A 21,712-nucleotide genomic window follows, 5' to 3' on the forward strand; every position below is an offset into this window, starting at 1 on the left:
TAATAATATATAGAAAAGCATATTTATTTCTGATATTTGAACAACTACAAAATAATGAAAAAAATATTAATATTTATATGTACAATTTTTTTATCTTTATCATTTCACGTTCAGTCTGTTGAAATTGAAATTATTAATGATAAGCCTGGTACGGGAAAAAAGATTATAAAGCATTCTTGGGTTCAGCTTGAATACACAGGCTCATTTGAAAATGGAAAAGTTTTTGATACAAATATTGGTAAAGATAGACCTTTAGTAGTACAAATGAGTATGAAAGAGGTAATTCCTGGTTTTGAACAAGGAATAATGGGAACTACCAAAGGAACTAAAAGAAAAATTAAAATTCCAGCTGAATTAGCCTATGGAAAAAAGGGTGGTGGAGATATTATACCACCTAATACAGATCTAATATTTGAATTTGAAGTAATTGACGTTTTAGATCCTAGTTATAAATCAGTTTCATCAGATGAGTTAATAGACATGATTGAAAATAATGCCGTGGCACTTGATATTAGAACAGAAGAAGAGTGGGATAAAACAGGTGTTATCAAAGGTTCATTCCCAGAAACAGCTTTTGATAAAAATGGTAAATTTCAAGTGTATGTTATGGATAAAATTAGAGCACTAGCTGCTTCTCAATCTCAAGATGTTAATTTGATTTTTATAAGTCATGATGGAGAAACGGCATCAATGTTGGCTAATTCATTTTCTGAAGACTTGGGCTTTACTAATGTTTCGGTTTTAAAAGGTGGAATTAAAGCTTGGCAGAGTGAAAATAAAAAACTTGGCCCTCATAAGTAATATCATTCTATCGATAAAAGTTTTTTCTTTGTAAGTTTTTAAATCTAATTTCATCATTTAATAAATCAATTGCTCTTTCCTGGTCTTTTCCAATAACGCTTGACATTTTCCTTTTATTAATACTTCCCCATTTAATTAAAGCTCTAATTATTGGTAAGCTAGAGCTGCCAAATTGTGTTAAAGAATATTCAACAGTTATTGGGTTTGATTTAATAACCTTTCTTTTTACTAGAGTGTCATTCTCCATTTCTTTTAATTGTTTAGACAACATTTGAGCAGTTATCGTATTTAAATCTTTCTTAAGTTTACCAAATCTTATTGGTTTATTAATTAACTTTTCAAGTATCTTAATTTTCCACTTTCCACTAATTAATTTTAAAGCATTATTTAATGGATCTTTATTTATTTCTAATTTATTTATCATGGTATGTTTAATATACTAGTTTAGTTTTAATACCAAAAAAATTTTATATTTAATAATTCTTTTGATTAATATTTTAAAAAGTAATAACTTAATTAAAATTAAAAATTTTTATAACAGGATTTCAATGAAACTAAAAGATAGAATAGCAATAGTCACAGGTGGTGGAAAAGGAATTGGTGCAGAGATTTGTTTAAGACTAGCAAGTGAGGGAGCAAAAATTGTTATAGCTGAAATGGATATTGAAAATGGTGAAAAAATTTCTAAAAAAATTCAAGGTAATAATGGTGAAGCAATTGTTGTAGAAACAAATGTTGCCGAAGAAGATAGTGCAAATAACATGGCTGATGTTGCTATTAAAAAATTTGGTAAGATTGATATTCTTGTTAATAATGCTGGTATAAGACATATTAACAATATTCTAGATCATACAAAACAGCAATGGGATGACATGATATCGGTAAACTTAACCGGACCATATCTATGCTGTAAGTCTGTTATTCCTCATATGATAAAAAATGGTAAAGGAAAAATTATTAATTTTGGATCTATTGCAAGTTTTATGGGTAGACCTGATAGAGTAGCCTATGTTGCTGCAAAATCTGGTATACTAGGTTTAACGAGAGCCTTAGCGGTCGATTTAACTGGGAAAAATATTAACGTAAATACTATTTGTCCTGGGTTAATTTCAACACCTTTCAATCAAAAATTTGCTGAAGATCCTACTCACGGTAAAGCTTGGGGCAAAGAAACTATAGTTGGACGTTGGGGTTTGCCATCTGATATATCTGGTGCAGCTGTTTTTCTATCTAGCGATGATGCAGATTTTATAAATGGATCTGAAATAAAAATTGATGGTGGATGGTTAGCAGCAAAAACTAGAAAAGGTGAAATAAGTAATTAATGAGTGATGATTTTAAAAATAATTTAGAACTAGCACTAGGTAATGCAAAAAGATTATCTAATAAAATTTTAATTAATGGAAAATTGTCACCTGCTAAAGCTGAAGCTAAAATTAGCGTATTAAATCCAAGTACAGGTGAAAATATTGGTGAAGCTCCACAGTGCAATAAGGTTGATGTGAATATAGCGGTTGATGCAGCAGAAGCTGCATTTCAAAAATGGAAAAAAGTACCTGCGAGAGAACGTGGTAAAATAATGACGGCTGCTGCTAGAAAATTAGAAGATAGAAAAAATGAAATTGAAACATTATTAGCTTTAGATACTGGTAACGCACTTAGAACTCAAGCCATACCGGAGACAGCAGCATCAATTGAATTAACTCATATGTTTGCTGGACTTGCAGGAGAAATAAAAGGTGAAAATTATCCACCAAACATTCCAAATACAATTCATTACACAACCAAAGATCCAATTGGAGTTGTTTGTGCAATTATTCCTTGGAATGCTCCTTTATTTTTGACTGTTGCAAAAATTGCACCAGCTATTGTAGCGGGAAATACTGTAGTGTTAAAAACTGCTGAGCAAGCACCACTTTGTGCTTTACTCTTATGTGAAATATTACAACAAGAACTTCCTCCTGGAGTTTTAAATGTAATTTCAGGCTATGGAGAAGAGTGTGGTGAACCATTAATTGATCATCCTAAAGTTAGAAAGGTTACTTTTACAGGATCGTTTTCTGTTGGAAAAATTATTGCAATAAAAGCTGCTCCAAAATTATGTCCAGTTACATTAGAATTAGGTGGAAAAAATCCAAATATTATAATGAGTGATGCTGACTTAGATATAGCAATACCAGGCGTAATTGATGGTATGAGGTATACTCGTCAAGGACAGGCTTGCACCGCAGGATCAAGAGTTTATATACACGAAAAAATTTATGATAAAGTTTTAGAAGGTGTAGTTTCTAAATTAAGTAAACTTAAGATGGGAAATGCACTTGATAGTAAATCTGATATTGGCGCAATAATATCTAATGAACAACTCAAAAGAACCTTACATTATATGGACATTGCTAAAAAAACATCATCTGCAAAGGTTTTACATGGTGGCAATCAACCTAAAGGAGGAGATTATAAGGAAGGTTTCTTTTATGAACCAACCTTATTGTCAGGCGTTCCTGTAGAATCTCCTGTATGTCAAGAAGAGGTATTTGGCCCTGTTGCTTGCGCAATTCCGTTTAAGAGTTTTGATGAAGTTATGAAAAGCGCTAACGACACACCTTTTGGTTTATCAGCCGTTTTATGGACTCAAAACTTATCTAGAGCATTGCAATTTGTAGATGAAATTGAAGCTGGCTTTGTTCAGGTAAATCAATGCGTTGCTCCAAGAGCCAATGTTTCTTATGGAGGAATTAAAATGAGTGGTTTAGGTAAAGAATATGCTTTTGATAGTATGATTAACCACTTTACACAAAGTAAAACAGTTTTAATTAATAGAGGTAAATCAAATTTAGATGACTAATCACATTGCATTTATAGGTGTTGGAAATATGGGAAACCCTATGGCTGATCAATTAGTAAAAGCTGGCAAAGAAGTAAAAGCTTTTGATGTTTCACCAGAGGTAATAAAAATTGCAAAAGAGTCAGGTTTAAACGTTGTATCCACTATTGATGAATTATTAGATGGCGCTAGTACTGTTATATCTATGCTACCAGAGGGAAAGCATGTTCGATCTCTTTATTTAGGAGACAAAGGAATATTAAATAAAATTCCAAAAGAATGTTTGATAATTGATTGCTCAACAATTGATATTGAGACTTCTCTAGAGCTAGGTAATGAATCAAAAAAACTTGGAATTAAAATGATAGATGCACCAGTTACTGGTGGTGTGATGGGAGCAAGAATTGGAAAATTAAATTTTTTAGTTGGTGGAAGTGATGAAGCTGTAGCATTAGCAAAACCTTTATTTGATATTATGGGACAAAAAATTTTACATGCAGGTGTTCAAGGAAGTGGAGTAGGTGTAAAAATTTGCAACAATATGTCTTTAGGAATTTCTATGATAGCAGCATCTGAATCTTTAATGTTAGCTAAAAGATTAAAAATGGATATTAAAAAGGTTCATGAAATAATAAAAGCAGCTTCAGGAAATAATTGGGCTATGACTAATTATACACCTTTACCAAATCTTACTGATGGAGTTCCTTCAAATAATAAATACCGACCAGGTTTTACAGCATCAATGATGAGAAAGGATTTAAGGCTAGCCATGGATGCCGCTCAGTCTGTAGATGCCTCTACACCATTAGGTAAAGCTGCTTTAGAAATTTTTTCAAAATTCTGTGATGAGGGTGATAGTGACACTGACTATTCAGGTATATCTAAAATGATTGGTGGTGATGCTTGGAATTATCCATTTGATCCAAAAGGAAATAAATAAAAAACAATATTTGTAAATTTACTTAACAGTATTAAAAGTATACCAAACAATTCAATTGATTGTAGTATATTATAGGTTGTATCGTCTATATTTAACTTATTTTAAGTTTACTTTTCTCCTACAATAATGTTTATTTCAAATTTATTAAGACTAAATAAAAAAACAGAGAGGGATAAACATGAAAAAAATCACATCATTGATTTTAAGTTTAGTATTTGCAGTATCTATTATTGCTTCTGCTTCTGCTAAAACTTTAAAAATACAAATGACCTTTCCAAAAACTTCTTATGATGCGCAAATCGTAGGAATGTGGGCTGAAAGAGTTACTGGCCTTACTGGTGGTTCATTAAAATTTGAACTTCTAGGAGCTGGAGAAGTTGTAGGTGTTAAAGAAACATTAGAAGCTGTTGACAAGGGTCTTGTTGATGGTGGTGCTGCTTGGACTCATTACTGGTCTAACTATCACCCTGCTGCAATGTTATTTGGTTCGCCAGTTGCAGGTGGTGGTATTGGTTTAAGTACTAAATCTTGGTTAGCTTGGTATTTTGATAACGGTGGAAAAGCTTTATACGATCAACTATGGGATGAAATGGGTATGAACGTAAAAGGTTTCATCATGGCATCTTCTGGTCCAGAGGCTTTAGGTTGGTTCAAAGAGCCGATCAACAGTATGGCTGATTTCAGAAAATACAGATTTAGAACTCCTCCGGGAATTCCTGGTCAAACATACAAAGACATTGGTGTTGCATCAGTTTCAATGGGTGGTGGAGATATTCTACCAGCACTTGAAAAAGGAACAATCGATGCTGCTGAATGGTGTTGTCCAAAACCAGATCTAGTATTTGGTTTCCAAAAGGTATTGAAAAATTACTACCTTCAAGGCTTACACCAAAACGTTGTAAATGGAGATGTGTTCTTTAACAAGGATGTTTATAATAAGTTAACTGACCAAGAGAAATATGCAATGGAAATTGCTTCTGAAGCGATGATAACTAGAAACATCACTAACAGAGCTGTTGAAAATGGAAAAGCGTTAATTGAATTAACATCTAAGCATGGTGTTATCCTTCATGATACACCAGCTGATTACTTTGTTGAGTATATGGCTGCTGCTAAAGCTACTATTCAAAAGAACTCAAAAGAAAATAAGTTCTTTGATGAAGTTTACCAGCACATGACTGCTCACGCAAAAATCGTAGTACCTTTTATTGCTCAAATGGAAACATCTGATGCATCAATTGGAACTGCATTTGCAAAAGCGCAAAAGTAAATAAATAATTTAAACGGGGACTTAATATTTTTAAGTTCCCGTTTTTTTAAAATAGAAAAAATTTTAATCGACATTACCAATCAATAAAATGGTCAAAAAAAAATCACATTCTGCTGGTGTTAAAGAAACTCTAGATATTACTGATGAGTTAATAGCAGAACGTCGAACTAGTTTAAAAATGCCTAAGGATATGGTTCCTTGGATGGCAAAAACTATAGAGTTTATCGACCTTAACATGTTGAGAATTGGTAAAGTAATTTGTTGGATGGTAATTCCTTTAATTTTTGCAATGACTTTTGAAGTTATTGGTAGACATTTTTTTAATAGACCAACTCTTTGGGCTTATGATGTAACCAGAATGATTGCAGGAGCATTTTTTATGTTGGGTGCTGGTTACGCATTATCAAAAGGTATTCATATAAGAGCTGATTTTTTATATAGAAATTGGAATGTTAAAACTCAAGCAAAAGTAGATCTATTCTTATATTTATTATTCTTCTTTCCAGGTTTCATAGTCTTCTTTTGGGTAAGTTTTGATTATGCTTATACTTCTATATGTGGGAGATCTATTTTAGCAGAATGCTTAGATGGAAAAGTTAGAATTCAAAGAGCAATGGATACTACTTGGATGCCAGTAATGTGGCCATTAAAAAGCTGCATGCCAATTGGAGCTTTTTTGTTATTAATTCAAGGGATATCAGAATTATTTAAAACATATTATGCGTTTGTGAAAGGTAGATGGCCATAATGGAAATTTTTTCACAAGAATTAATTGGAGCAATAATGATAGGAGTAATGCTATTTGCTATCTTTATTGGTTTTCCTATTTCATTTACATTAATATTTTTAGGTCTTGTGTTTGGTTATTGGGGTTTTGGAAAGTTAGTTTTTTATTTAATGACCCTACAGTTTAATATGATTATGACGGAAAGTACGCTGGTTGCCGTCCCACTCTTTATATTTATGGGCATATTAATGGAATCTGCAGGTCTTATGGAAAGACTATTTTCAGCCATACAATTAATGCTATCTAGAACAAGGGGTGCATTATTTTATGCAGTTATGTTTGTGTCTACAATTTTTGCTGCTGCAACAGGAATAGTTGGGGCATCAGTAACAATCCTTGGAATCATGGCAGGTAAAACTATGATTAAATCTGGATACGATACTAGATTATCTGCAGGCTTAATATGTGCCGGAGGAACTCTTGGAATTTTAATTCCACCAAGCATTATGTTAGTGGTAATGGGGCCTGTTTTAGAAATCCCAGTAACAGATTTATTTGCTGCAGCAATAATTCCAGGAATAATGTTGGCAGTTCTTTATGCTCTTTACACCACTGTTAGATGTTATTTTGATCCAAAACTTGGTCCAATTTTACCAAAAAGTATGCAACCAAAAAGTATGGGTAAAGTTTGGGTAGAATTCTTTTTAGGGTTAGTACCGCCTGCCGGATTAGTATTTTTTGCTCTAGGTAGCATATTATTTGGTTTAGCAACACCTACTGAAGGTGCCGGTATTGGAGCTATTGGATCTTTGTTACTTGCTTTAGCATATAAAAAATTAACTTTAAAAACTTTAAAAAATTCTTTAATTAAAACTTTAGAGATTACTGCATTGATAATGTTTTTAGTTGCTGCATCGAATTTCTTTGGAGCAGTTTTTTCAAAATTAGGAACACCATCTTTATTAACTGAATTTTTATTAAACTTAGAAGTTAACAGATATGTTATTTTAGCTATACTAATGGCAGTAATTTTCTTGTTAGGTTGGCCTTTAGAGTGGGTACCAATAGTTCTTATTGTATTACCAATATTTGTTCCATTGATTAAAGAATTAGACTTCAACTTGACTTGGTTTGCAATACTTGTAGCTGTGAATTTACAGACCGCCTGGTTATCTCCACCTGTAGCTCTATCTGCGTATTTTTTAAAAGGTGTTGTGCCAGAATGGGAACTTAAAGATATTTATCTTGGTATGATGCAGTTTATGGGAATACAGCTTTTAGGTTTAATTTTGATCATCGCATTTCCTCAAATTGCACTTTGGTTACCTAGTGTAATGTACCCTTAAGAGTTTATTTTTTATTTATATAAGGAATTACAGTTCCAACTAAAATAATTCCCAATGAAATAAATATCTTTAAAGTAATTTCTGCATCAATTACTACCCAGGCAGATAAAGCTCCTATGGGCCCTGTTAAAGGATACATAAGACTAATTCTTCCTACTGGAACCCTCCTTAAGGCATAATTATAAAATAAATAAGAACCAAAAGTTATAAAAGATAAAGTGATTGCAGCTATTACTGATGGTGTAAATTCTAAATGAAATGAATATCTAAAGGTAGAGTTAGGCCAAATAATAAATAATATTAAAAATGATAAAATGAAACCAGTAAAATATTGGTAAGTATTTACACCTAGCTGGTTAACATTAGTTTGCATTTTTTTTCTACCAATAACTTCATTAATTGAAGCCAAAGTCATTCCTGCAAAAATAATAAAGTCCCCAATATAATTTCCCTGACCAATAATAGTTTGACTTGATAAGAGGATGTAAGTTCCAATAATTGTTATAAAAGCTCCTATTAAAACCTTTATCTCAATTTTTTCATTTAAAAATATTTTAGCAACAAAAGGTTGCATGATTGGCATTGTACTTATAATAGCAACACCATTAATAGGCGACGTAAGCATTAAACCTACATGGAAGGCTAATGTTACAAGAAAAGGGTTTAATAAACCCATCAAGAAAGGTGCTAGACCTATTTTTTTAATTGACAAGTCAACTCTCATTATTAAAGCAAATGTTAACATAAGCAAAAAAGCAATTGCAAATCTTACAGCTAGTAAATCAACAATTTGAAATTCCTCTAGAGCAAGTTTTACAAATGGAGGGCCTGAGCCAAAACCAATTACAGCAAGAAACATTGCTAAGTAACCAATATTTTTTTTAAGAAAGAGCATTAGATCGAAAATACTATTACAAATGAAAAAAAAAGATATTCCATTTTAACTTATTAGTTTATTATTTGTTAGTGATTCAGCATAAAAACAAAAATAATCTTATCAACTGGGAATTAGTGTCAGTCAACCCAAATGATAAAACTTGGAATTGGAAAGATGTCTTTTGTTTTTGGGGCATTAATATACAAAGTGTTATTGCTTTTTCCTTAATAGCATCATTATATCTGGTTTATGACTTAAACATTGCGGTTGTTTTTTTAGGAAGTTTAATTGGATCCCTTCTAGTTTATTTTTTAGCTAACTTAATAGGAAAACCTTCGCAAAAATATGGTCTTCCATTTCCTGTTATCTTAAGGACTTCATTGGGTGTGTTTGGAGCAAAATATTTTTCTTTAATAAGAGGCCTTGTTGGTATCTTCATGTTTGGAATTCAAACTTATTTTTTATCAAAAGCATTTAGTTATTTAATCCGAATATTTTTCTTTTCTGTTGATAATACTTTTCTTCAACATGATATTTTTTTAGTTTTTATTTCAGGTCTTAACATTATTGATTGGGCTGCTTTTTTAATAGCAATTCTATTACAATCTTTTTTATTTAGTAGAGGTCATAAATTTAATAAATTAATTATTAATTATTCAGCAGCAACAGTTTACTCTGGAATGTTGTTATTTTTTTTTGTTGTGCTTCTCTTAGATGTTAAGGAGGTTTCAAGATCATTTGCTGACATGTTTACTTATAACAATATATTTCTTAAGAGTAATATTGCTCCCCTAATTACTGTAGTTGGAATAGTTTTTGCTTACTTTTCAATTATACTTGTAAATTTTGGAGACTTTGCCCGTTACGTTAAAGATGAAGAGGAATTAAAAAAAGGTAATTTGAGTTTATTTTTAAATCTTATTATATTTTCATTTTTTGCTGTGTTTATAGTTGTTGGAGCTGATGTAATTTTTCATCAAAAACTTGAGGAAATTGGAAAGATACTTACAAATCCTACAGATATTATAGGAACTCTAGATAACACTATTATAACTGTAATAGTTTTATTTTTCATTATTGTAGCTTCAGCATCTACAAATCTAATTGCAAATTATGTGCCTGCTCAAAATTCTTTGTTAAATTTTTTTCCAAGTAAACTTAATCTAAAAACTTCTTCTTTTATTATTGTTATTTTTGGATTTGTAATTGGTATTTTTTGGTTACCATTATTAAGTCAGATAGGAATTTTATCTTTTATTGATACATTTGCTGCATTTTTTGGACCTCTTTTTGGTGTTATAATCATAGATTATTATTTAGTTAAAAAATCAAACTTAGATAATAAAGATATACTTTCAGCAGAACCTGATGGAGTTTACTTTTACTCTAATGGATGGCATATAAAAGCGGTATACTCTATTACTCTAGGTTTTATTTTTGCTGCTTCAACAATTTGGAATGAAAGTTTAATGAATTTTAATTCTTACTCTTGGTTAATTGGTGCTTTTGTCTCTTCATTGACTTACTATTTATTAACAAGTAAATAATTTCATGCATCAATTTGATTTAAAAAATAAAACAGCAATTATCACCGGTGGTGCACAAGGTTTTGGTTTAGATATTGCTAAACGGTTTTTAAAGTCAGGAACAAAAGCTATTATCTGGGACATAGATGAAGAAGAATTAAAAAAAGCTGTTAAAGCTGTGAACGATCCAAATCTTTCATATAATGTTGTTGACGTATCTGATTTCAAAAATGTCAAAGATACAGTTGATGAAATAGCAAAATCTTCAAATATTGATATTTTAATTAATAATGCAGGTATTACTGGGTCTACGTCTTCACTTTGGGATTACGATGTAGTTGAATGGAATAAAATAATAGAAATTAACTTAATGGGTACATTTAACTGTTGTAAATGTGTGGTGCCTTATATGATTAAAAATGATTATGGTAGAATAGTTAATGTTGCTTCTGTTGCTGGAAAAGATGGTAATGCAAACGCAAGCGCTTATAGTTCAGCAAAAGCGGGTGTTATTGGTTTAACAAAATCGCTAGGAAAAGAACTGGCTGATAAGAATATAGCTGTAAATGCTGTCACTCCAGCAGGAGCTAAAACAAGAATTCTTGATCAAATGTCAAAAGAACATGTTGCCAGAATGCTTTCTAAGGTTCCTAGAGGTAGATTTTTGGAGATAGAAGAGTTTACTTCATTAATTTGTTGGCTAGCTTCAGAAGAAAACTCATTTTCAACAGCAGCTGTTTTTGATATTAGTGGTGGTCGTTCTACTTACTAACTAGCACTTTAGAATCAATATTAAGAGACTTACTTTCTTTAGAAATAACTGGTGCCAGTAGAATTATGGACCAATATATTAATAAAACAAATATAGAAATTAATTTCATTCTATTTATATAGTATCCAATATTGATAATTTAATGATTAAAGTGTGTTCAAATATTGTTTTAAAATTTAATTTAGATATACCCCCATACTGATGAAATTTTTTTTAATATTATTAGGATATTTATTTTTAATAACAAAACCTTTGTTAGCTGAAAATGTTTACGTTTTTGATTTTACTAACAATGAGCTAAATACATTAAAAGTTAAAAAAGTTAAAGGAGAGACCAGCTGGAAAGTTGGGTCTAACGAAAATGGTAACTTTATAAGAGCAGAGGCTGAAGGTGTTGGGTCAGGCTTGGGGAAAGAAATTAAAATTGATCTTAATAAAACTCCTTTTATTAATATTACATGGAAAGTTGAGAAAGATTTATCTGGAATTATAGAAAATAGTAAAAAAGGGCACGATTATGCCGCTAGAGTTTTTGTAATAAAGAAAACAGGTTCTACACCATTATCTAACAGGGCAATTAATTATATTTTTTCAAGTAATAATGATGTTGGAAAATATTGGCCAAGTCCATATACAAAAAAATCTATTGATTATGTTCTCTCAACTACAAAAAATAACAAAAATACATGGGTTACTGTTAAAGCAAATGTGCAAAAAGATTTTAAGAAACTTCATGAAATTGATGTTACAGAAATTTCAGGTATTGCTATAATGACTGACACTGATAATTCGAAATTAAAAGCTATATCTTATTATCAAGATATTTATTTTTCAGCTAAATAAGATTATTTAAATACTTTTTTAAGACCAATACTTAAAAAAGATAAAAGTACCGCAACAATTACATCTTCAATGGGTGCAGCATTAGGGACCAAATAATTCCAAGCAATTACACCTAAAAGCCAAGTTATATAAACTTTCATTGTTATATTATATCTTAGTTTGATGTTAAAAATATTTATTTTTGATAGTATAAATTCATGCACAAAAATTTTTTTCACAATATAAAGGTTTATTATGAAGACACTGATGCTGGTGGTGTTGTTTATTATGCGAACTATTTGAAGTTTCTTGAAAGAGCAAGAACAGAAGCATTGTTTACAATCGGTTTTAATAATAAAAAAATTAAAGAAGATTATGGAGCCTTAATTATTGTTAAATCTTGTAACATTGAGTACAAAAAACCCTCTTATCTTGAAGACGAGTTAAAAATTAGATCCTTTGTTAAATCTATTACAAAGACTTCTTTTTTTATGTCACAATTTATTTCTAGAGATGAAGAATTAATTGTTGAGGCAAAAGTACATTTAGTTTTTGTAGATAAAAATGGAAAACCTATAAAAGTTCCAGAGGACATTTTCAAAGATTTTAAACCTTATTTTTGCGATAGCATTAAAATTAAATAATTTTCTTAGCCTTCTTTAACAAGCTTACCATTTTTTGTGTATTAATTATTTTTCTATTAACATTTCTTGGACTAGGGTGATAACTAGGAATTAGAATTTTATTATCTGGTAATAAATATTTTACACCATGTATGAAGATTAATTTTTTATCAAAATGATAATTTTTTTTATAAAATTCTATACAATTATCAAATGAAACTTTACCTAACGCTATAATAACTTTTAAATTTTTTAATAAGATCAATTCATTTTTAAAAAATGTTGAACAGTTGATTAATTCATTTTTTAAAGGTTTATCTTCTGGAGGGACACATTTAAGAATATTTGTAATATAGGTTTTATTTAATTTTAAACCATCATCAATATGCGTAGAAGTTGATCTATTCGATATGTTAGCTTTAAATAAACAGTTAAATAGAAAATCTCCAGATTTATCTCCAGTGAAGGCTCTGCCTGTCCTAGTACCTCCATGAGCTGCAGGTGCTAGACCTACTATTAATAGTTTAGCGTTAATATCACCAAATCCTGTAACTGGTTTAGCCCAATAAGTTTCTTTCATATTTTGTTTTCTTTTTTTTACAGAAATTTTTTTACTAAATTCAATTAACCTAGGACAACTTTTACATTTAACTATTGAATTATTTAATTTTTTGAATTTTATACTCATATATGCAATTTATAAAATTTTTTTTATTAATACTTTTATCTTTCAATATTTCAGTAAAAGCAAATTCAAATGATGAAATACAAAGTTTGTTAAAAGAAGGTAAAAAATTAATATTTATAAGACATGCAATTGCACCAGGTGGAGGTGATCCGTTAGATTTTGATATATTAAATTGTGAAACCCAACGAAATTTAAGCATAGAGGGTATTGAACAATCTAAAAACATTGGGAAGTTTTTTTCAGAAAATAATATTAAAATTGATAAAGTATTATCAAGTGAGTGGTGTAGATGTAAACAAACAGCTCAGCATGCTTTTGATAAATATCAAACAAAAAGTTTCTTAAATTCATTTTTCAGTGCAAAATTTGCAAGTAATAAAAATAAACAAATTTATGATTTAAAAAAATATATTAATGAATGGAACGGTGATAATAATTTAGTGTTAGTAACACATTATGTAACAATTCAAGAAGTACTAAATATTTCACCTTCTTCTGGAGAGATAATCATTTCAGATAAAAATTTTAATGTTCTTGCTCGACAAAATTTTTAAAAAATATAAACTAATAAAATGTCATCTAAAAAAGCTATGAAGTTAGCTCAAAAACAAGCTTATGCTAAACATAGAAGCAATATAACTAATAGTAGATTTGGTTCAAAAAAAATAAATTTTACAAGTAAAGTTAACAAGAAACATAAAAAATCTTAATTTTTTTACAAAAACTTGCACTTATCAACATTTAAATTTTGGAGGCACCTGTGTCTCTATTTATTACTGCTTTAATTTTAATTAATATTTTTTTCATTTTTGTCTGCATAAAAAAGTGCAATTAATAAAATCGCTGTCCAAATTATCCCTATAAAAGCTTTGGGTCCAGTTTCTGCACTCCATATATTTAAAACCAATGCTCCAAAGATTAATCCCGCAACATAAATTAATATAGCTAAAGTAGATTTACTCATTATTCAAATTCTTTTTATAAAGTGAAATTCCATTTTCAATCTTATGATCATAAGATTCTTTAAAACTCTCTAATTGCCAGCCACTCAGACGTGTCTGAATAATCGTTAAGTTTGATTTTTTCCATTCTTCTGTAGTTTCTTGCATTTTCCACATTTTTTTTTCCTCATTATTTCTTGCACAACCATAACAATATCCTGTTTGAGGATCTGTTTTACATATGCTTATACATGGAGAAATAATCATTTTTTTTAAATTATTAGTAAATATAATTGATTATTAATATATTTCATTATTATTGTCATTGGACAAATAGAAACTATCCTATATAAAGCCACAAGAATTGTGGGCGAATGGCGGAATTGGTAGACGCGCTGGTCTTAGGAACCAGTATTGAAAGATGTGAAGGTTCGAGTCCTTTTTCGCCTACCAACAAGTTTAAAAAATTATGAAAGTTACAGTAGAAAATAAAAAAGGTTTAAACAAAGACATTAAAGTTTTCATAGATAAAGAAACTATGAATTCTTATATGGATGAAAAATATGAAGAAATTAAAAAGACTGTTAACTTAAAAGGTTTTAGACCTGGGAAGGTGCCTAAAGAAGTTTTAAAAAGACAATTTGGCCAAGCAATTTTTAGTGAAGTTCTAGATAAAGTTCTAAAAGACACATCAGTTAAAGCTTTAGAAGATAATAAAATTAAGCCAGCCGGACAACCAAAGCTTGATCTTAAAACCTATGGTGAAGATAAGGATTTAGAATATGTAATGTCGATAACAGAACTTCCAAAAGTAGAGTTAAAGTCTGTTGAAAATATTAAATTTGATGAATATTCAGTTAAAATTGACACAAATGAAACAGATAAAAGAATTAAAGAAATTGCCAAAAGTCAGAACAATTTTAAAGAAGTTGCAGCAGATGTTAGAGCAGTAGAGGAAAATTTAGTTATTTTTGACTACAAAGCAACGATTGATGGAAAAGATTTTACTGGTGGTGAAGGAAAAAATACTCAATTAATTCTAGGTAAGGACTTATTTATTAAAGGCTTTGATAAGCAGCTTATCGGCGTTAAAAAAAATGATGAAAAATCTGTTGACGTTACTCTGCCTGAAAATTATCCACAAAAAGAATACGCAAATAAGAAAGCTAATTTTATTTGTAAAATTACAGAAGTAAAAAAATCAGAGGAAGTAAAAATAGATGATGTTTTTGCTAAAAACTTAGGTGCAAAAGATCTTGCTGATTTAAAAGTATTAGTTAGTAAACAAATTAATGATGAATATAAAAATTCTCTAGATAAATTGGCAAAAACTCAAATCTTAAAAGAAATTGAAAATTTTAAAGTAGATGAAATTCCAGAAAACTTAATTGAAGAAGAAGTTAAGATTTTATCTCAAGGTATGACTGAAGAAGATTCTAAAAAAAGTAGAAAAAATTTTGAGGAAATCGCTAAAAAAAGAATTAAAGTTGGGTTGATCTTAAATGAATTCGGTGAACAAAATAAAATCAAAGTAACCGAACAAGAAGTTCAAGCTGAAGTTCAAAAACAACTTAGAATGATGCCTGGCCAAGAAAAGATGGTTATGGAATTTTATCAAAAAAATCCATCAGCATTAGCTAGCTTAAGAGGAACCGTGTATGAAGAAAAAATTATCGATTTAATTAAAACTAAAGCAAAACCATCTAAAAAAGAAATTAGCAAAGAAGAAGCAGAAAAAATTTTAAAGGAACATCAAAAACAAGATCATAATCATGAACATGACCACAATCATGACCACGATCATCCTGAGGAAAAAAAAGCTTCAAAATCTACTAAAATTGAAAAAAAACCAAAACCCTCAGCATCTAAAAAACCTTCAACAAAAAAAGTTAGTAAAAAGTAATCACAAGTTGTATAAGTAAGAGAATCAACTTATGACAACAAATTTATTAGATCAAATGAATACTCTTGTACCTATGGTTGTTGAACAATCAAATAAAGGTGAGAGAGCTTATGATATTTATTCAAGACTTCTCAAAGAGAGAATTATTTTTTTGGTAGGACCAATAAATGATAACGTAGCATCTTTAGTTACAGCTCAACTTTTGTTTTTAGAGTCTGAGGATCCAAAAAAAGAAATCAATTTATATATCAATAGTCCTGGAGGACTAGTGACAGCAGGTCTTGGAATTTATGATACTATGCAATACATTAAACCAGATGTTTCAACATTATGTATTGGTCAAGCTGCATCAATGGGTTCATTTTTATTAGCTGCAGGTAAAAAAGGTAAAAGATTTTCTTTGCCAAATTCTAGAATTATGGTTCACCAACCTTCTGCTGGTTTTCAAGGACAAGCTACAGATATTGAAATTCATGCTAACGAAGTTTTAGCCTTGAAAAAAAGACTTAATGAGATTTATTCAAAACATACTGGAAAATCTGTTGATGATGTGAAGAAAGCACTAGAACGTGATAACTTTATGACTCCAGATACAGCAAAAGAGTTTGGTTTGATAGATGAAGTAGTTGAAAATAGATCTTAATACACAACATCTTGACACCCCTTTAAACTGATACTTGATTAGTATGAGTCTTCTATATTAAAGTAACTTTACTGATTCGTTTATAAATTATATGACAACAAATAATAAAAATATTCTTTACTGTTCTTTTTGTGGAAAGAGCCAACATGAAGTTAGAAAACTTATTGCAGGTCCAACTGTATTTATATGTGATGAATGCGTTGAACTATGCATGGATATCATCAAAGAAGAAAGTAAAGACACGTTTGTTAAACATCATGATGGGTTACCACCGCCTAAAGAAATTTGTGCTGTATTAGATGATTATGTTATTGGGCAGCCTCACGCAAAAAAAGTTTTATCAGTTGCTGTTCATAATCATTATAAGAGACTTAATTACGAGACTAAAACTAGCAAAACAGTTGAACTTTCAAAATCAAATATTCTTTTAGTTGGTCCAACTGGTTGTGGAAAAACTTTATTAGCTCAAACTCTAGCAAGAATCCTTGATGTTCCTTTCACAATGGCAGATGCAACCACTTTAACAGAAGCAGGTTATGTTGGTGAAGATGTTGAAAATATAATTTTAAAATTATTACAAGCTGCTGATTACAACGTTGAAAAAGCACAACGTGGAATTGTATACATCGATGAAGTTGATAAGATTAGCAGAAAGTCAGAAAACCCTTCTATAACTAGAGACGTGTCTGGAGAAGGTGTACAACAAGCTCTATTAAAAATTATGGAAGGGACAGTGGCAAGCGTTCCACCTCAAGGTGGCAGAAAGCATCCACAACAAGAATTTTTACAAGTAGACACTACAAATATTTTGTTTATTTGTGGTGGAGCATTCGCTGGCTTAGATAAAATAATATCTCAAAGAGATAAGGGTACATCAATAGGATTTGGTGCAAATGTAAAAAAAACAGATGATAAAAAAACAGGTGAGTGGATGAAAACTTTAGAACCTGAAGATTTGTTAAAGTATGGCTTAATCCCAGAATTTATTGGAAGACTTCCAATGATAGCTACATTAGAAGATCTTGATGAAAAATCTCTAGTTAAAATACTACAAGAACCAAAAAACTCACTAATTAAACAATACCAAGAATTATTTAAATTAGATGGAGCTAAGTTAAGTTTTAAAGAAAATGCGATCAAAGAGATTGCACAAAAAGCAATTAATAAGAAAACTGGGGCTAGAGGCCTTAGATCAATCTTAGAAAATATTTTATTAAAAACAATGTACGATCTTCCAAGTCAAGACAATGTGGAGGAAGTTATTGTAGACGCTAGTGCGGCCAAAGGACTATCTCAACCAATCATAGTTCATTCAAAAAATAGTAGCAAAACAAAGACTGACAAAACTTCTGCTGCCTAATTTCACGTTAATAAGTAATAAATAGCTATTGCAATATCATATTTAATATCCATATTTAGATGATGGATGTAAAAATTGAACGACCTTTATTACCGTTAAGAGATATTGTTGTATTTCCAAATATGGTAGTCCCATTATTTGTTGGCAGAGATAAATCTATTGCCGCTTTAAATGAAGTTATGAAAAAGGACAAAAAAATTGTTCTAGTTACTCAAAAAAATTCAGAAATAGATGACCCCAAAAAAACTGATGTTTTCATGTATGGTTGTGAAGGTAATATTCTTCAGTTATTAAAATTACCAGACGGTACAGTAAAAGTTTTAGTAGAAGGAAGTAAAAGAGTAAAAATTTTAGATTTTAAAGATAATGAGAAATTTATTATTTGTGAATATGCTCATCACCATGATGTAGTGACTAAAGATGAAGACTTAATACCACTAGCAATGACTGCTGTAAGAAGATTAGAAAAACTAACTTCAATTAATAAAAAAGTATCAAGTGAAACAATTAATAATATTAAAAAATTAACTAATGCATCACACATCGCTGATAATATCGCATCTCACCTAACAGCTACAATTTCAGAGAAGCAACAAATATTTGAAACTATAGATGTTAAGAAAAGACTGAATTCTATAATTAAAATAATGGAGAATGAAACGAGTATTATTGGAGTAGAAAAAAGAATTAGAGGAAGAGTTAAAACTCAAATGGAGAAAACTCAAAGAGAATATTATTTAAATGAACAACTTAAAGCTATTCAAAAGGAATTAGGTGAAATTGAAGATGGAAAAGATGAAACTTCAAGTTTGAATAAATTAATTATTAAAGCAAAAATGCCAAAAGATGTTGAGAAGAAATGCATGGCTGAGCTTAAAAAATTAAAAAATATGAGCCCAATGTCTGCTGAGGCTACTGTTATCAGAAATTATCTTGATTGGATGACAGATCTACCTTGGTATAAAAAAAGCCAAGTTGATATTGATCTAAAAAAAGCACTTGCAGTTCTTGATGCAGATCATTTTGGTTTAGAAAAAGTTAAAGAAAGAATTATTGAATTTTTAGCAGTCCAAAAAAGAATGGAAAAAATTAAAGGTCCAATTTTATGTTTAGTTGGTCCTCCAGGTGTTGGTAAAACATCATTAGGAAAATCAATTGCAAAAGCTACTAACAGAGAATTTGTAAGAGTTTCTGTTGGTGGTATGAGAGATGAAGCGGAAATAAGAGGACACAGAAGAACTTATATAGGCTCTTTACCTGGTAAAATTATTCAAATGATGAAAAAAGCAGGTACAAAAAATCCACTTATTCTTCTTGATGAAATAGATAAAATTGGAAATGATTATAGAGGAGATCCATCTTCTGCTTTGTTAGAAGCATTAGATCCAGAACAAAACACAACATTTAATGATCATTATCTAGAAGTTGATTATGATTTATCTGATGTCATGTTTGTTACTACAGCTAATACTTTGAATATTTTACCACCGTTATTAGATAGAATGGAAGTCATTAGATTAGCTGGTTATACAGAAGATGAAAAAATTAGTATTGCAAATAAGTATCTACTACCCAAACAGGTTAAAGATAATGGAGTTAAAGAAAATGAAATGACTTTATCTGAGGATATAATTAAAGAAATTATCCAAAGCTATACAAAAGAGTCTGGTGTAAGAAACCTAGAAAGAGAAATTTCAAAAGTAGCCAGAAAAGTTGTTAAGAAAGTAGTTTCTGGAGAAGAGAAAGAAGTTAAAATTGATTTAAAAAATTTACCAGACTATTTAGGAATTCAAAAATTTAAATTTGGTGAACTTGAAAGTAAAGATAAAATCGGTGTTGTTACTGGTTTAGCTTGGACTGAATACGGTGGGGAAATTCTTAAAATTGAAACTGTTATAATGCCAGGAAAAGGCAGAATGCAAATTACAGGAAAATTAGGTGAGGTTATGCAAGAATCTATCAAAGCTGCAAAATCTTTTATTAGATCAAAGAGTTTAGATTATGGAATCATTCCTCCTTTATTTGAAAAAAAGGATTTTCATATTCATGTTCCAGAAGGAGCTACTCCTAAAGATGGACCCTCAGCAGGTATTGGTATGGTCACTTCAATAGTTTCTGCAATCACAAATAACCCCGTCAGAAGAGATGTTGCAATGACAGGCGAGGTAACATTAACAGGTCAAGTATTACCAATTGGTGGATTAAAAGAAAAACTATTAGCAGCACACAGAGCTGGGATAAAACAAGTTATAATTCCGAAGGAAAATGAAAAAGATCTTGTTGATATGCCTAAGAAAATTATTGATGATATAAAAATTACTCCTGTTGAGCAAGCTGACGAAGTATTAAAAATAGCTTTAACAAAAGAATTAAAAAGAGTTGAGTGGGTCGAGGTTGAGAAAATTTCTCAATCTAATGATAAATCTCAAGCCAGTATTCAATAATTACCAATTTACATTATCTATTCCTTGATGTAATAGTAGCGCTTGTTTTGGGCGGTTAGCTCAGTTGGTAGAGCATCTCGTTTACACCGAGGGGGTCAAAGGTTCGAGTCCTTTACTGCCCACCAAAACAACTAAAGTGGGGGTGTAGCTCAGTTGGTTAGAGCGATCGCCTGTCACGCGATAGGTCGAGGGTTCGAGTCCCTTCACTCCCGCCACTTTTTCCCTATTAATTAACATTTATATTATTAAAAATGTGACGTAAGTACCCTTCAACAAGAGGTAAAAACTGCTATATAGACTCAAATGCTTTCAGAATTTTTAAAAGATTACTTACCAATTATTATATTTTTGATTATTGCACTTGGTCTGAGTTGTGCTTTTGTTGTTGTAAACTTAATATTATCACCAAAACATCCAGATCCAGAAAAATTATCTGCGTATGAATGTGGTTTTGAACCCTTTGAAGATTCAAGAATGGAATTTGATGTAAGGTTTTATTTAGTGGCAATTCTATTTATAATCTTTGATTTAGAGATAGCTTTCCTTTTTCCTTGGGCAATATCATTGGGTAATATTGGAGGTCTTGGCTTTACTTCAATGATGATATTTTTATTCATTCTTACGGTTGGATTTATTTATGAATGGAAAAAAGGTGCACTAGACTGGGAATAAAATTTTAGATTATGAACTTAGAAAATAAAAATAAAGAAATTCCTGAAGAATTTAAAAAACTTGCTGAAGACTTTAGTAAAAATGGTTTTATCACAACTTCACTTGATAATTTAATAAACTGGTCAAGAGCTGGTTCATTACACTGGATGACTTTTGGTTTAGCTTGCTGTGCTGTTGAGATGATGCAAACAGCAATGCCAAGATATGATTTAGAAAGATTTGGTGCTGCACCAAGAGGGTCACCAAGACAATCTGATGTTATGATTGTAGCTGGAACTTTAACTAATAAAATGGCACCGGCATTAAGAAAAGTTTATGATCAAATGCCTGAACCGAGATATGTTATTTCGATGGGTAGTTGTGCAAATGGTGGTGGTTATTATCACTACTCTTATTCTGTAGTCCGTGGTTGTGATAAGATAGTACCTGTGGATATTTATGTGCCAGGATGTCCTCCATCAGCTGAAGCATTACTTTATGGAATCTTGCAATTACAAAAAAAAATTAGAAACAAAGGATCTTTTGAAAGGTAA

At 30.4% G+C, this 21,712-nt stretch carries 25 protein-coding genes and 3 tRNA genes; 22 read left to right on the top strand and 6 right to left on the bottom strand.

The genetic code is table 11. From position 1 onward, the window contains the following. The first annotated feature begins 54 nt into the window (after window positions 1-54). Window positions 55-801, top strand: a complete 747-nt coding sequence (locus AC5SL0_RS02340; RefSeq protein WP_494574280.1) for an FKBP-type peptidyl-prolyl cis-trans isomerase — start codon at window positions 55-57, stop codon at window positions 799-801. A 7-nt stretch (window positions 802-808) separates the two neighbouring features. Here the strand turns inward: AC5SL0_RS02340 and AC5SL0_RS02345 are convergent, their stop codons facing one another. After that, a complete protein-coding gene (locus AC5SL0_RS02345; RefSeq protein ID WP_494618581.1) occupies window positions 809-1,225 on the bottom strand; it encodes a winged helix-turn-helix transcriptional regulator in 417 nt (138 codons plus the stop codon). Between the two features lie 124 nt (window positions 1,226-1,349). Between AC5SL0_RS02345 and AC5SL0_RS02350 the strand changes: the two genes are divergently transcribed. The 6 genes from AC5SL0_RS02350 to AC5SL0_RS02375 all read left to right on the top strand — a co-directional run bounded on the left by AC5SL0_RS02350 (window position 1,350) and on the right by AC5SL0_RS02375 (window position 7,908). After that, window positions 1,350-2,126 (top strand): SDR family NAD(P)-dependent oxidoreductase, encoded by a 777-nt coding sequence (locus AC5SL0_RS02350; protein ID WP_494618582.1) that lies wholly within the window; start codon window positions 1,350-1,352, stop codon window positions 2,124-2,126. Next, complete coding sequence (locus tag AC5SL0_RS02355; RefSeq protein ID WP_006997056.1) at window positions 2,126-3,646, top strand: aldehyde dehydrogenase family protein; 1,521 nt, start codon at window positions 2,126-2,128, stop codon at window positions 3,644-3,646. Before AC5SL0_RS02350 ends, AC5SL0_RS02355 begins: the two co-directional genes overlap by 1 nt. Then, a complete protein-coding gene (gene mmsB, locus AC5SL0_RS02360; RefSeq protein ID WP_006997055.1) occupies window positions 3,639-4,565 on the top strand; it encodes a 3-hydroxyisobutyrate dehydrogenase in 927 nt (308 codons plus the stop codon). Before AC5SL0_RS02355 ends, mmsB begins: the two co-directional genes overlap by 8 nt. 178 nt (window positions 4,566-4,743) lie before the next feature. After that, window positions 4,744-5,835: a TRAP transporter substrate-binding protein gene (locus AC5SL0_RS02365; protein ID WP_006997054.1), complete on the top strand. Its 1,092-nt coding sequence runs from the start codon at window positions 4,744-4,746 to the stop codon at window positions 5,833-5,835. A gap of 88 nt (window positions 5,836-5,923) precedes the next feature. Next, window positions 5,924-6,583 carry a TRAP transporter small permease subunit gene (locus AC5SL0_RS02370; RefSeq protein WP_006997053.1) on the top strand — a complete coding sequence of 220 codons (660 nt, stop codon included), beginning with the start codon at window positions 5,924-5,926 and terminating at the stop codon, window positions 6,581-6,583. Further along, window positions 6,583-7,908 carry a TRAP transporter large permease gene (locus tag AC5SL0_RS02375; protein WP_006997052.1) on the top strand — a complete coding sequence of 442 codons (1,326 nt, stop codon included), beginning with the start codon at window positions 6,583-6,585 and terminating at the stop codon, window positions 7,906-7,908. The genes AC5SL0_RS02370 and AC5SL0_RS02375 overlap by 1 nt, the downstream gene beginning before the upstream one ends. 4 nt (window positions 7,909-7,912) lie before the next feature. Here AC5SL0_RS02375 and AC5SL0_RS02380 read toward each other — a convergent pair whose 3' ends face one another. Next, window positions 7,913-8,803: a DMT family transporter gene (locus AC5SL0_RS02380; RefSeq protein ID WP_271563930.1), complete on the bottom strand. Its 891-nt coding sequence runs from the start codon at window positions 8,801-8,803 to the stop codon at window positions 7,913-7,915. Between the two features lie 116 nt (window positions 8,804-8,919). On the opposite strand from AC5SL0_RS02380, the gene AC5SL0_RS02385 reads away from it, so the two are divergent. From AC5SL0_RS02385 to AC5SL0_RS02395, 3 genes are all read left to right on the top strand, one after another. Continuing rightward, the gene (locus tag AC5SL0_RS02385) at window positions 8,920-10,332 is read left to right on the top strand and encodes a cytosine permease (protein WP_494618585.1); all 1,413 of its coding nucleotides are present in this window, start codon (window positions 8,920-8,922) and stop codon (window positions 10,330-10,332) included. Window positions 10,333-10,336: 4 nt separating this feature from the next. Continuing rightward, entirely contained in the window at window positions 10,337-11,083 is a 747-nt protein-coding gene (locus AC5SL0_RS02390) for an SDR family NAD(P)-dependent oxidoreductase (protein WP_011282001.1), read from the top strand. Window positions 11,084-11,284: 201 nt separating this feature from the next. Then, window positions 11,285-11,926 carry a DUF3047 domain-containing protein gene (locus AC5SL0_RS02395; RefSeq protein WP_494618587.1) on the top strand — a complete coding sequence of 214 codons (642 nt, stop codon included), beginning with the start codon at window positions 11,285-11,287 and terminating at the stop codon, window positions 11,924-11,926. A gap of 2 nt (window positions 11,927-11,928) precedes the next feature. Here AC5SL0_RS02395 and AC5SL0_RS02400 read toward each other — a convergent pair whose 3' ends face one another. Next, window positions 11,929-12,066 (bottom strand): hypothetical protein, encoded by a 138-nt coding sequence (locus AC5SL0_RS02400; protein ID WP_011282003.1) that lies wholly within the window; start codon window positions 12,064-12,066, stop codon window positions 11,929-11,931. A gap of 57 nt (window positions 12,067-12,123) precedes the next feature. Here AC5SL0_RS02400 and AC5SL0_RS02405 point away from each other — a divergent pair, with 57 nt between their 5' ends. Then, window positions 12,124-12,549, top strand: coding sequence for a YbgC/FadM family acyl-CoA thioesterase (locus AC5SL0_RS02405; RefSeq protein ID WP_494618589.1), 426 nt, complete (start codon window positions 12,124-12,126; stop codon window positions 12,547-12,549). On the opposite strand, the gene AC5SL0_RS02410 is transcribed toward AC5SL0_RS02405, so the two are convergent. Then, on the bottom strand, window positions 12,542-13,216 hold the full coding sequence (locus tag AC5SL0_RS02410) for a uracil-DNA glycosylase (RefSeq protein ID WP_011282005.1): 675 nt from the start codon (window positions 13,214-13,216) through the stop codon (window positions 12,542-12,544). The genes AC5SL0_RS02405 and AC5SL0_RS02410 overlap by 8 nt on opposite strands. A 2-nt stretch (window positions 13,217-13,218) precedes the next feature. Between AC5SL0_RS02410 and AC5SL0_RS02415 the strand changes: the two genes are divergently transcribed. Then, window positions 13,219-13,770, top strand: a complete 552-nt coding sequence (locus AC5SL0_RS02415; RefSeq protein WP_011282006.1) for a histidine phosphatase family protein — start codon at window positions 13,219-13,221, stop codon at window positions 13,768-13,770. Between the two features lie 18 nt (window positions 13,771-13,788). Further along, window positions 13,789-13,926, top strand: coding sequence for a hypothetical protein (locus tag AC5SL0_RS02420; protein ID WP_011282007.1), 138 nt, complete (start codon window positions 13,789-13,791; stop codon window positions 13,924-13,926). A gap of 77 nt (window positions 13,927-14,003) precedes the next feature. Here the strand turns inward: AC5SL0_RS02420 and AC5SL0_RS02425 are convergent, their stop codons facing one another. Both AC5SL0_RS02425 and AC5SL0_RS02430 read right to left on the bottom strand, forming a co-directional pair. Next, window positions 14,004-14,180 (bottom strand): hypothetical protein, encoded by a 177-nt coding sequence (locus AC5SL0_RS02425; RefSeq protein ID WP_011282008.1) that lies wholly within the window; start codon window positions 14,178-14,180, stop codon window positions 14,004-14,006. Continuing rightward, window positions 14,173-14,424, bottom strand: coding sequence for a DUF1289 domain-containing protein (locus AC5SL0_RS02430; protein ID WP_011282009.1), 252 nt, complete (start codon window positions 14,422-14,424; stop codon window positions 14,173-14,175). Before AC5SL0_RS02430 ends, AC5SL0_RS02425 begins: the two co-directional genes overlap by 8 nt. A 101-nt stretch (window positions 14,425-14,525) precedes the next feature. Between AC5SL0_RS02430 and AC5SL0_RS02435 the strand changes: the two genes are divergently transcribed. From AC5SL0_RS02435 to AC5SL0_RS02475, 9 genes are all read left to right on the top strand, one after another. Then, window positions 14,526-14,610: transfer RNA gene (locus tag AC5SL0_RS02435), tRNA-Leu, on the top strand. Window positions 14,611-14,626: 16 nt separating this feature from the next. After that, the gene (tig, locus tag AC5SL0_RS02440) at window positions 14,627-16,060 is read left to right on the top strand and encodes a trigger factor (RefSeq protein WP_011282010.1); all 1,434 of its coding nucleotides are present in this window, start codon (window positions 14,627-14,629) and stop codon (window positions 16,058-16,060) included. A 31-nt stretch (window positions 16,061-16,091) separates the two neighbouring features. Continuing rightward, window positions 16,092-16,703: an ATP-dependent Clp endopeptidase proteolytic subunit ClpP gene (gene clpP, locus AC5SL0_RS02445; protein WP_006997039.1), complete on the top strand. Its 612-nt coding sequence runs from the start codon at window positions 16,092-16,094 to the stop codon at window positions 16,701-16,703. Between the two features lie 91 nt (window positions 16,704-16,794). Next, window positions 16,795-18,063 carry an ATP-dependent Clp protease ATP-binding subunit ClpX gene (clpX, locus tag AC5SL0_RS02450; RefSeq protein WP_011282011.1) on the top strand — a complete coding sequence of 423 codons (1,269 nt, stop codon included), beginning with the start codon at window positions 16,795-16,797 and terminating at the stop codon, window positions 18,061-18,063. A 59-nt stretch (window positions 18,064-18,122) separates the two neighbouring features. Beyond that, window positions 18,123-20,507: an endopeptidase La gene (lon, locus tag AC5SL0_RS02455; protein ID WP_011282012.1), complete on the top strand. Its 2,385-nt coding sequence runs from the start codon at window positions 18,123-18,125 to the stop codon at window positions 20,505-20,507. A 49-nt stretch (window positions 20,508-20,556) separates the two neighbouring features. Further along, a tRNA-Val gene (locus tag AC5SL0_RS02460) sits at window positions 20,557-20,632 on the top strand. A 13-nt stretch (window positions 20,633-20,645) separates the two neighbouring features. Further along, window positions 20,646-20,722 (top strand) — tRNA-Asp (locus AC5SL0_RS02465). An 88-nt stretch (window positions 20,723-20,810) separates the two neighbouring features. Then, window positions 20,811-21,179 (top strand): NADH-quinone oxidoreductase subunit A, encoded by a 369-nt coding sequence (locus AC5SL0_RS02470; RefSeq protein ID WP_006997036.1) that lies wholly within the window; start codon window positions 20,811-20,813, stop codon window positions 21,177-21,179. Window positions 21,180-21,190: 11 nt separating this feature from the next. Beyond that, window positions 21,191-21,712 carry a NuoB/complex I 20 kDa subunit family protein gene (locus tag AC5SL0_RS02475; RefSeq protein WP_006997035.1) on the top strand — a complete coding sequence of 174 codons (522 nt, stop codon included), beginning with the start codon at window positions 21,191-21,193 and terminating at the stop codon, window positions 21,710-21,712.

The sequence above is a fragment of the Candidatus Pelagibacter sp. PS_16 genome (assembly GCF_059417965.1).

Excerpts from the sequence above, each read along its gene's own strand:
- AC5SL0_RS02475 (WP_006997035.1), top strand. The coding sequence starts at position 21,191 with ATGAACTTAGAAAATAAAAATAAAGAAATTCCTGAAGAATTTAAAAAA.
- AC5SL0_RS02380 (WP_271563930.1), bottom strand. The coding sequence starts at position 8,803 with ATGCTCTTTCTTAAAAAAAATATTGGTTACTTAGCAATGTTTCTTGCT.
- AC5SL0_RS02405 (WP_494618589.1), top strand. The coding sequence starts at position 12,124 with ATGCACAAAAATTTTTTTCACAATATAAAGGTTTATTATGAAGACACT.
- AC5SL0_RS02390 (WP_011282001.1), top strand. The coding sequence starts at position 10,337 with ATGCATCAATTTGATTTAAAAAATAAAACAGCAATTATCACCGGTGGT.
- AC5SL0_RS02355 (WP_006997056.1), top strand. The coding sequence starts at position 2,126 with ATGAGTGATGATTTTAAAAATAATTTAGAACTAGCACTAGGTAATGCA.
- AC5SL0_RS02410 (WP_011282005.1), bottom strand. The coding sequence starts at position 13,216 with ATGAGTATAAAATTCAAAAAATTAAATAATTCAATAGTTAAATGTAAA.
- AC5SL0_RS02470 (WP_006997036.1), top strand. The coding sequence starts at position 20,811 with ATGCTTTCAGAATTTTTAAAAGATTACTTACCAATTATTATATTTTTG.
- AC5SL0_RS02340 (WP_494574280.1), top strand. The coding sequence starts at position 55 with ATGAAAAAAATATTAATATTTATATGTACAATTTTTTTATCTTTATCA.
- clpP (WP_006997039.1), top strand. The coding sequence starts at position 16,092 with ATGACAACAAATTTATTAGATCAAATGAATACTCTTGTACCTATGGTT.
- mmsB (WP_006997055.1), top strand. The coding sequence starts at position 3,639 with ATGACTAATCACATTGCATTTATAGGTGTTGGAAATATGGGAAACCCT.
- AC5SL0_RS02430 (WP_011282009.1), bottom strand. The coding sequence starts at position 14,424 with ATGATTATTTCTCCATGTATAAGCATATGTAAAACAGATCCTCAAACA.
- AC5SL0_RS02375 (WP_006997052.1), top strand. The coding sequence starts at position 6,583 with ATGGAAATTTTTTCACAAGAATTAATTGGAGCAATAATGATAGGAGTA.
- clpX (WP_011282011.1), top strand. The coding sequence starts at position 16,795 with ATGACAACAAATAATAAAAATATTCTTTACTGTTCTTTTTGTGGAAAG.
- tig (WP_011282010.1), top strand. The coding sequence starts at position 14,627 with ATGAAAGTTACAGTAGAAAATAAAAAAGGTTTAAACAAAGACATTAAA.
- lon (WP_011282012.1), top strand. The coding sequence starts at position 18,123 with ATGATGGATGTAAAAATTGAACGACCTTTATTACCGTTAAGAGATATT.
- AC5SL0_RS02395 (WP_494618587.1), top strand. The coding sequence starts at position 11,285 with ATGAAATTTTTTTTAATATTATTAGGATATTTATTTTTAATAACAAAA.
- AC5SL0_RS02420 (WP_011282007.1), top strand. The coding sequence starts at position 13,789 with ATGTCATCTAAAAAAGCTATGAAGTTAGCTCAAAAACAAGCTTATGCT.
- AC5SL0_RS02370 (WP_006997053.1), top strand. The coding sequence starts at position 5,924 with ATGGTCAAAAAAAAATCACATTCTGCTGGTGTTAAAGAAACTCTAGAT.
- AC5SL0_RS02400 (WP_011282003.1), bottom strand. The coding sequence starts at position 12,066 with ATGAAAGTTTATATAACTTGGCTTTTAGGTGTAATTGCTTGGAATTAT.
- AC5SL0_RS02345 (WP_494618581.1), bottom strand. The coding sequence starts at position 1,225 with ATGATAAATAAATTAGAAATAAATAAAGATCCATTAAATAATGCTTTA.
- AC5SL0_RS02425 (WP_011282008.1), bottom strand. The coding sequence starts at position 14,180 with ATGAGTAAATCTACTTTAGCTATATTAATTTATGTTGCGGGATTAATC.
- AC5SL0_RS02350 (WP_494618582.1), top strand. The coding sequence starts at position 1,350 with ATGAAACTAAAAGATAGAATAGCAATAGTCACAGGTGGTGGAAAAGGA.
- AC5SL0_RS02365 (WP_006997054.1), top strand. The coding sequence starts at position 4,744 with ATGAAAAAAATCACATCATTGATTTTAAGTTTAGTATTTGCAGTATCT.
- AC5SL0_RS02415 (WP_011282006.1), top strand. The coding sequence starts at position 13,219 with ATGCAATTTATAAAATTTTTTTTATTAATACTTTTATCTTTCAATATT.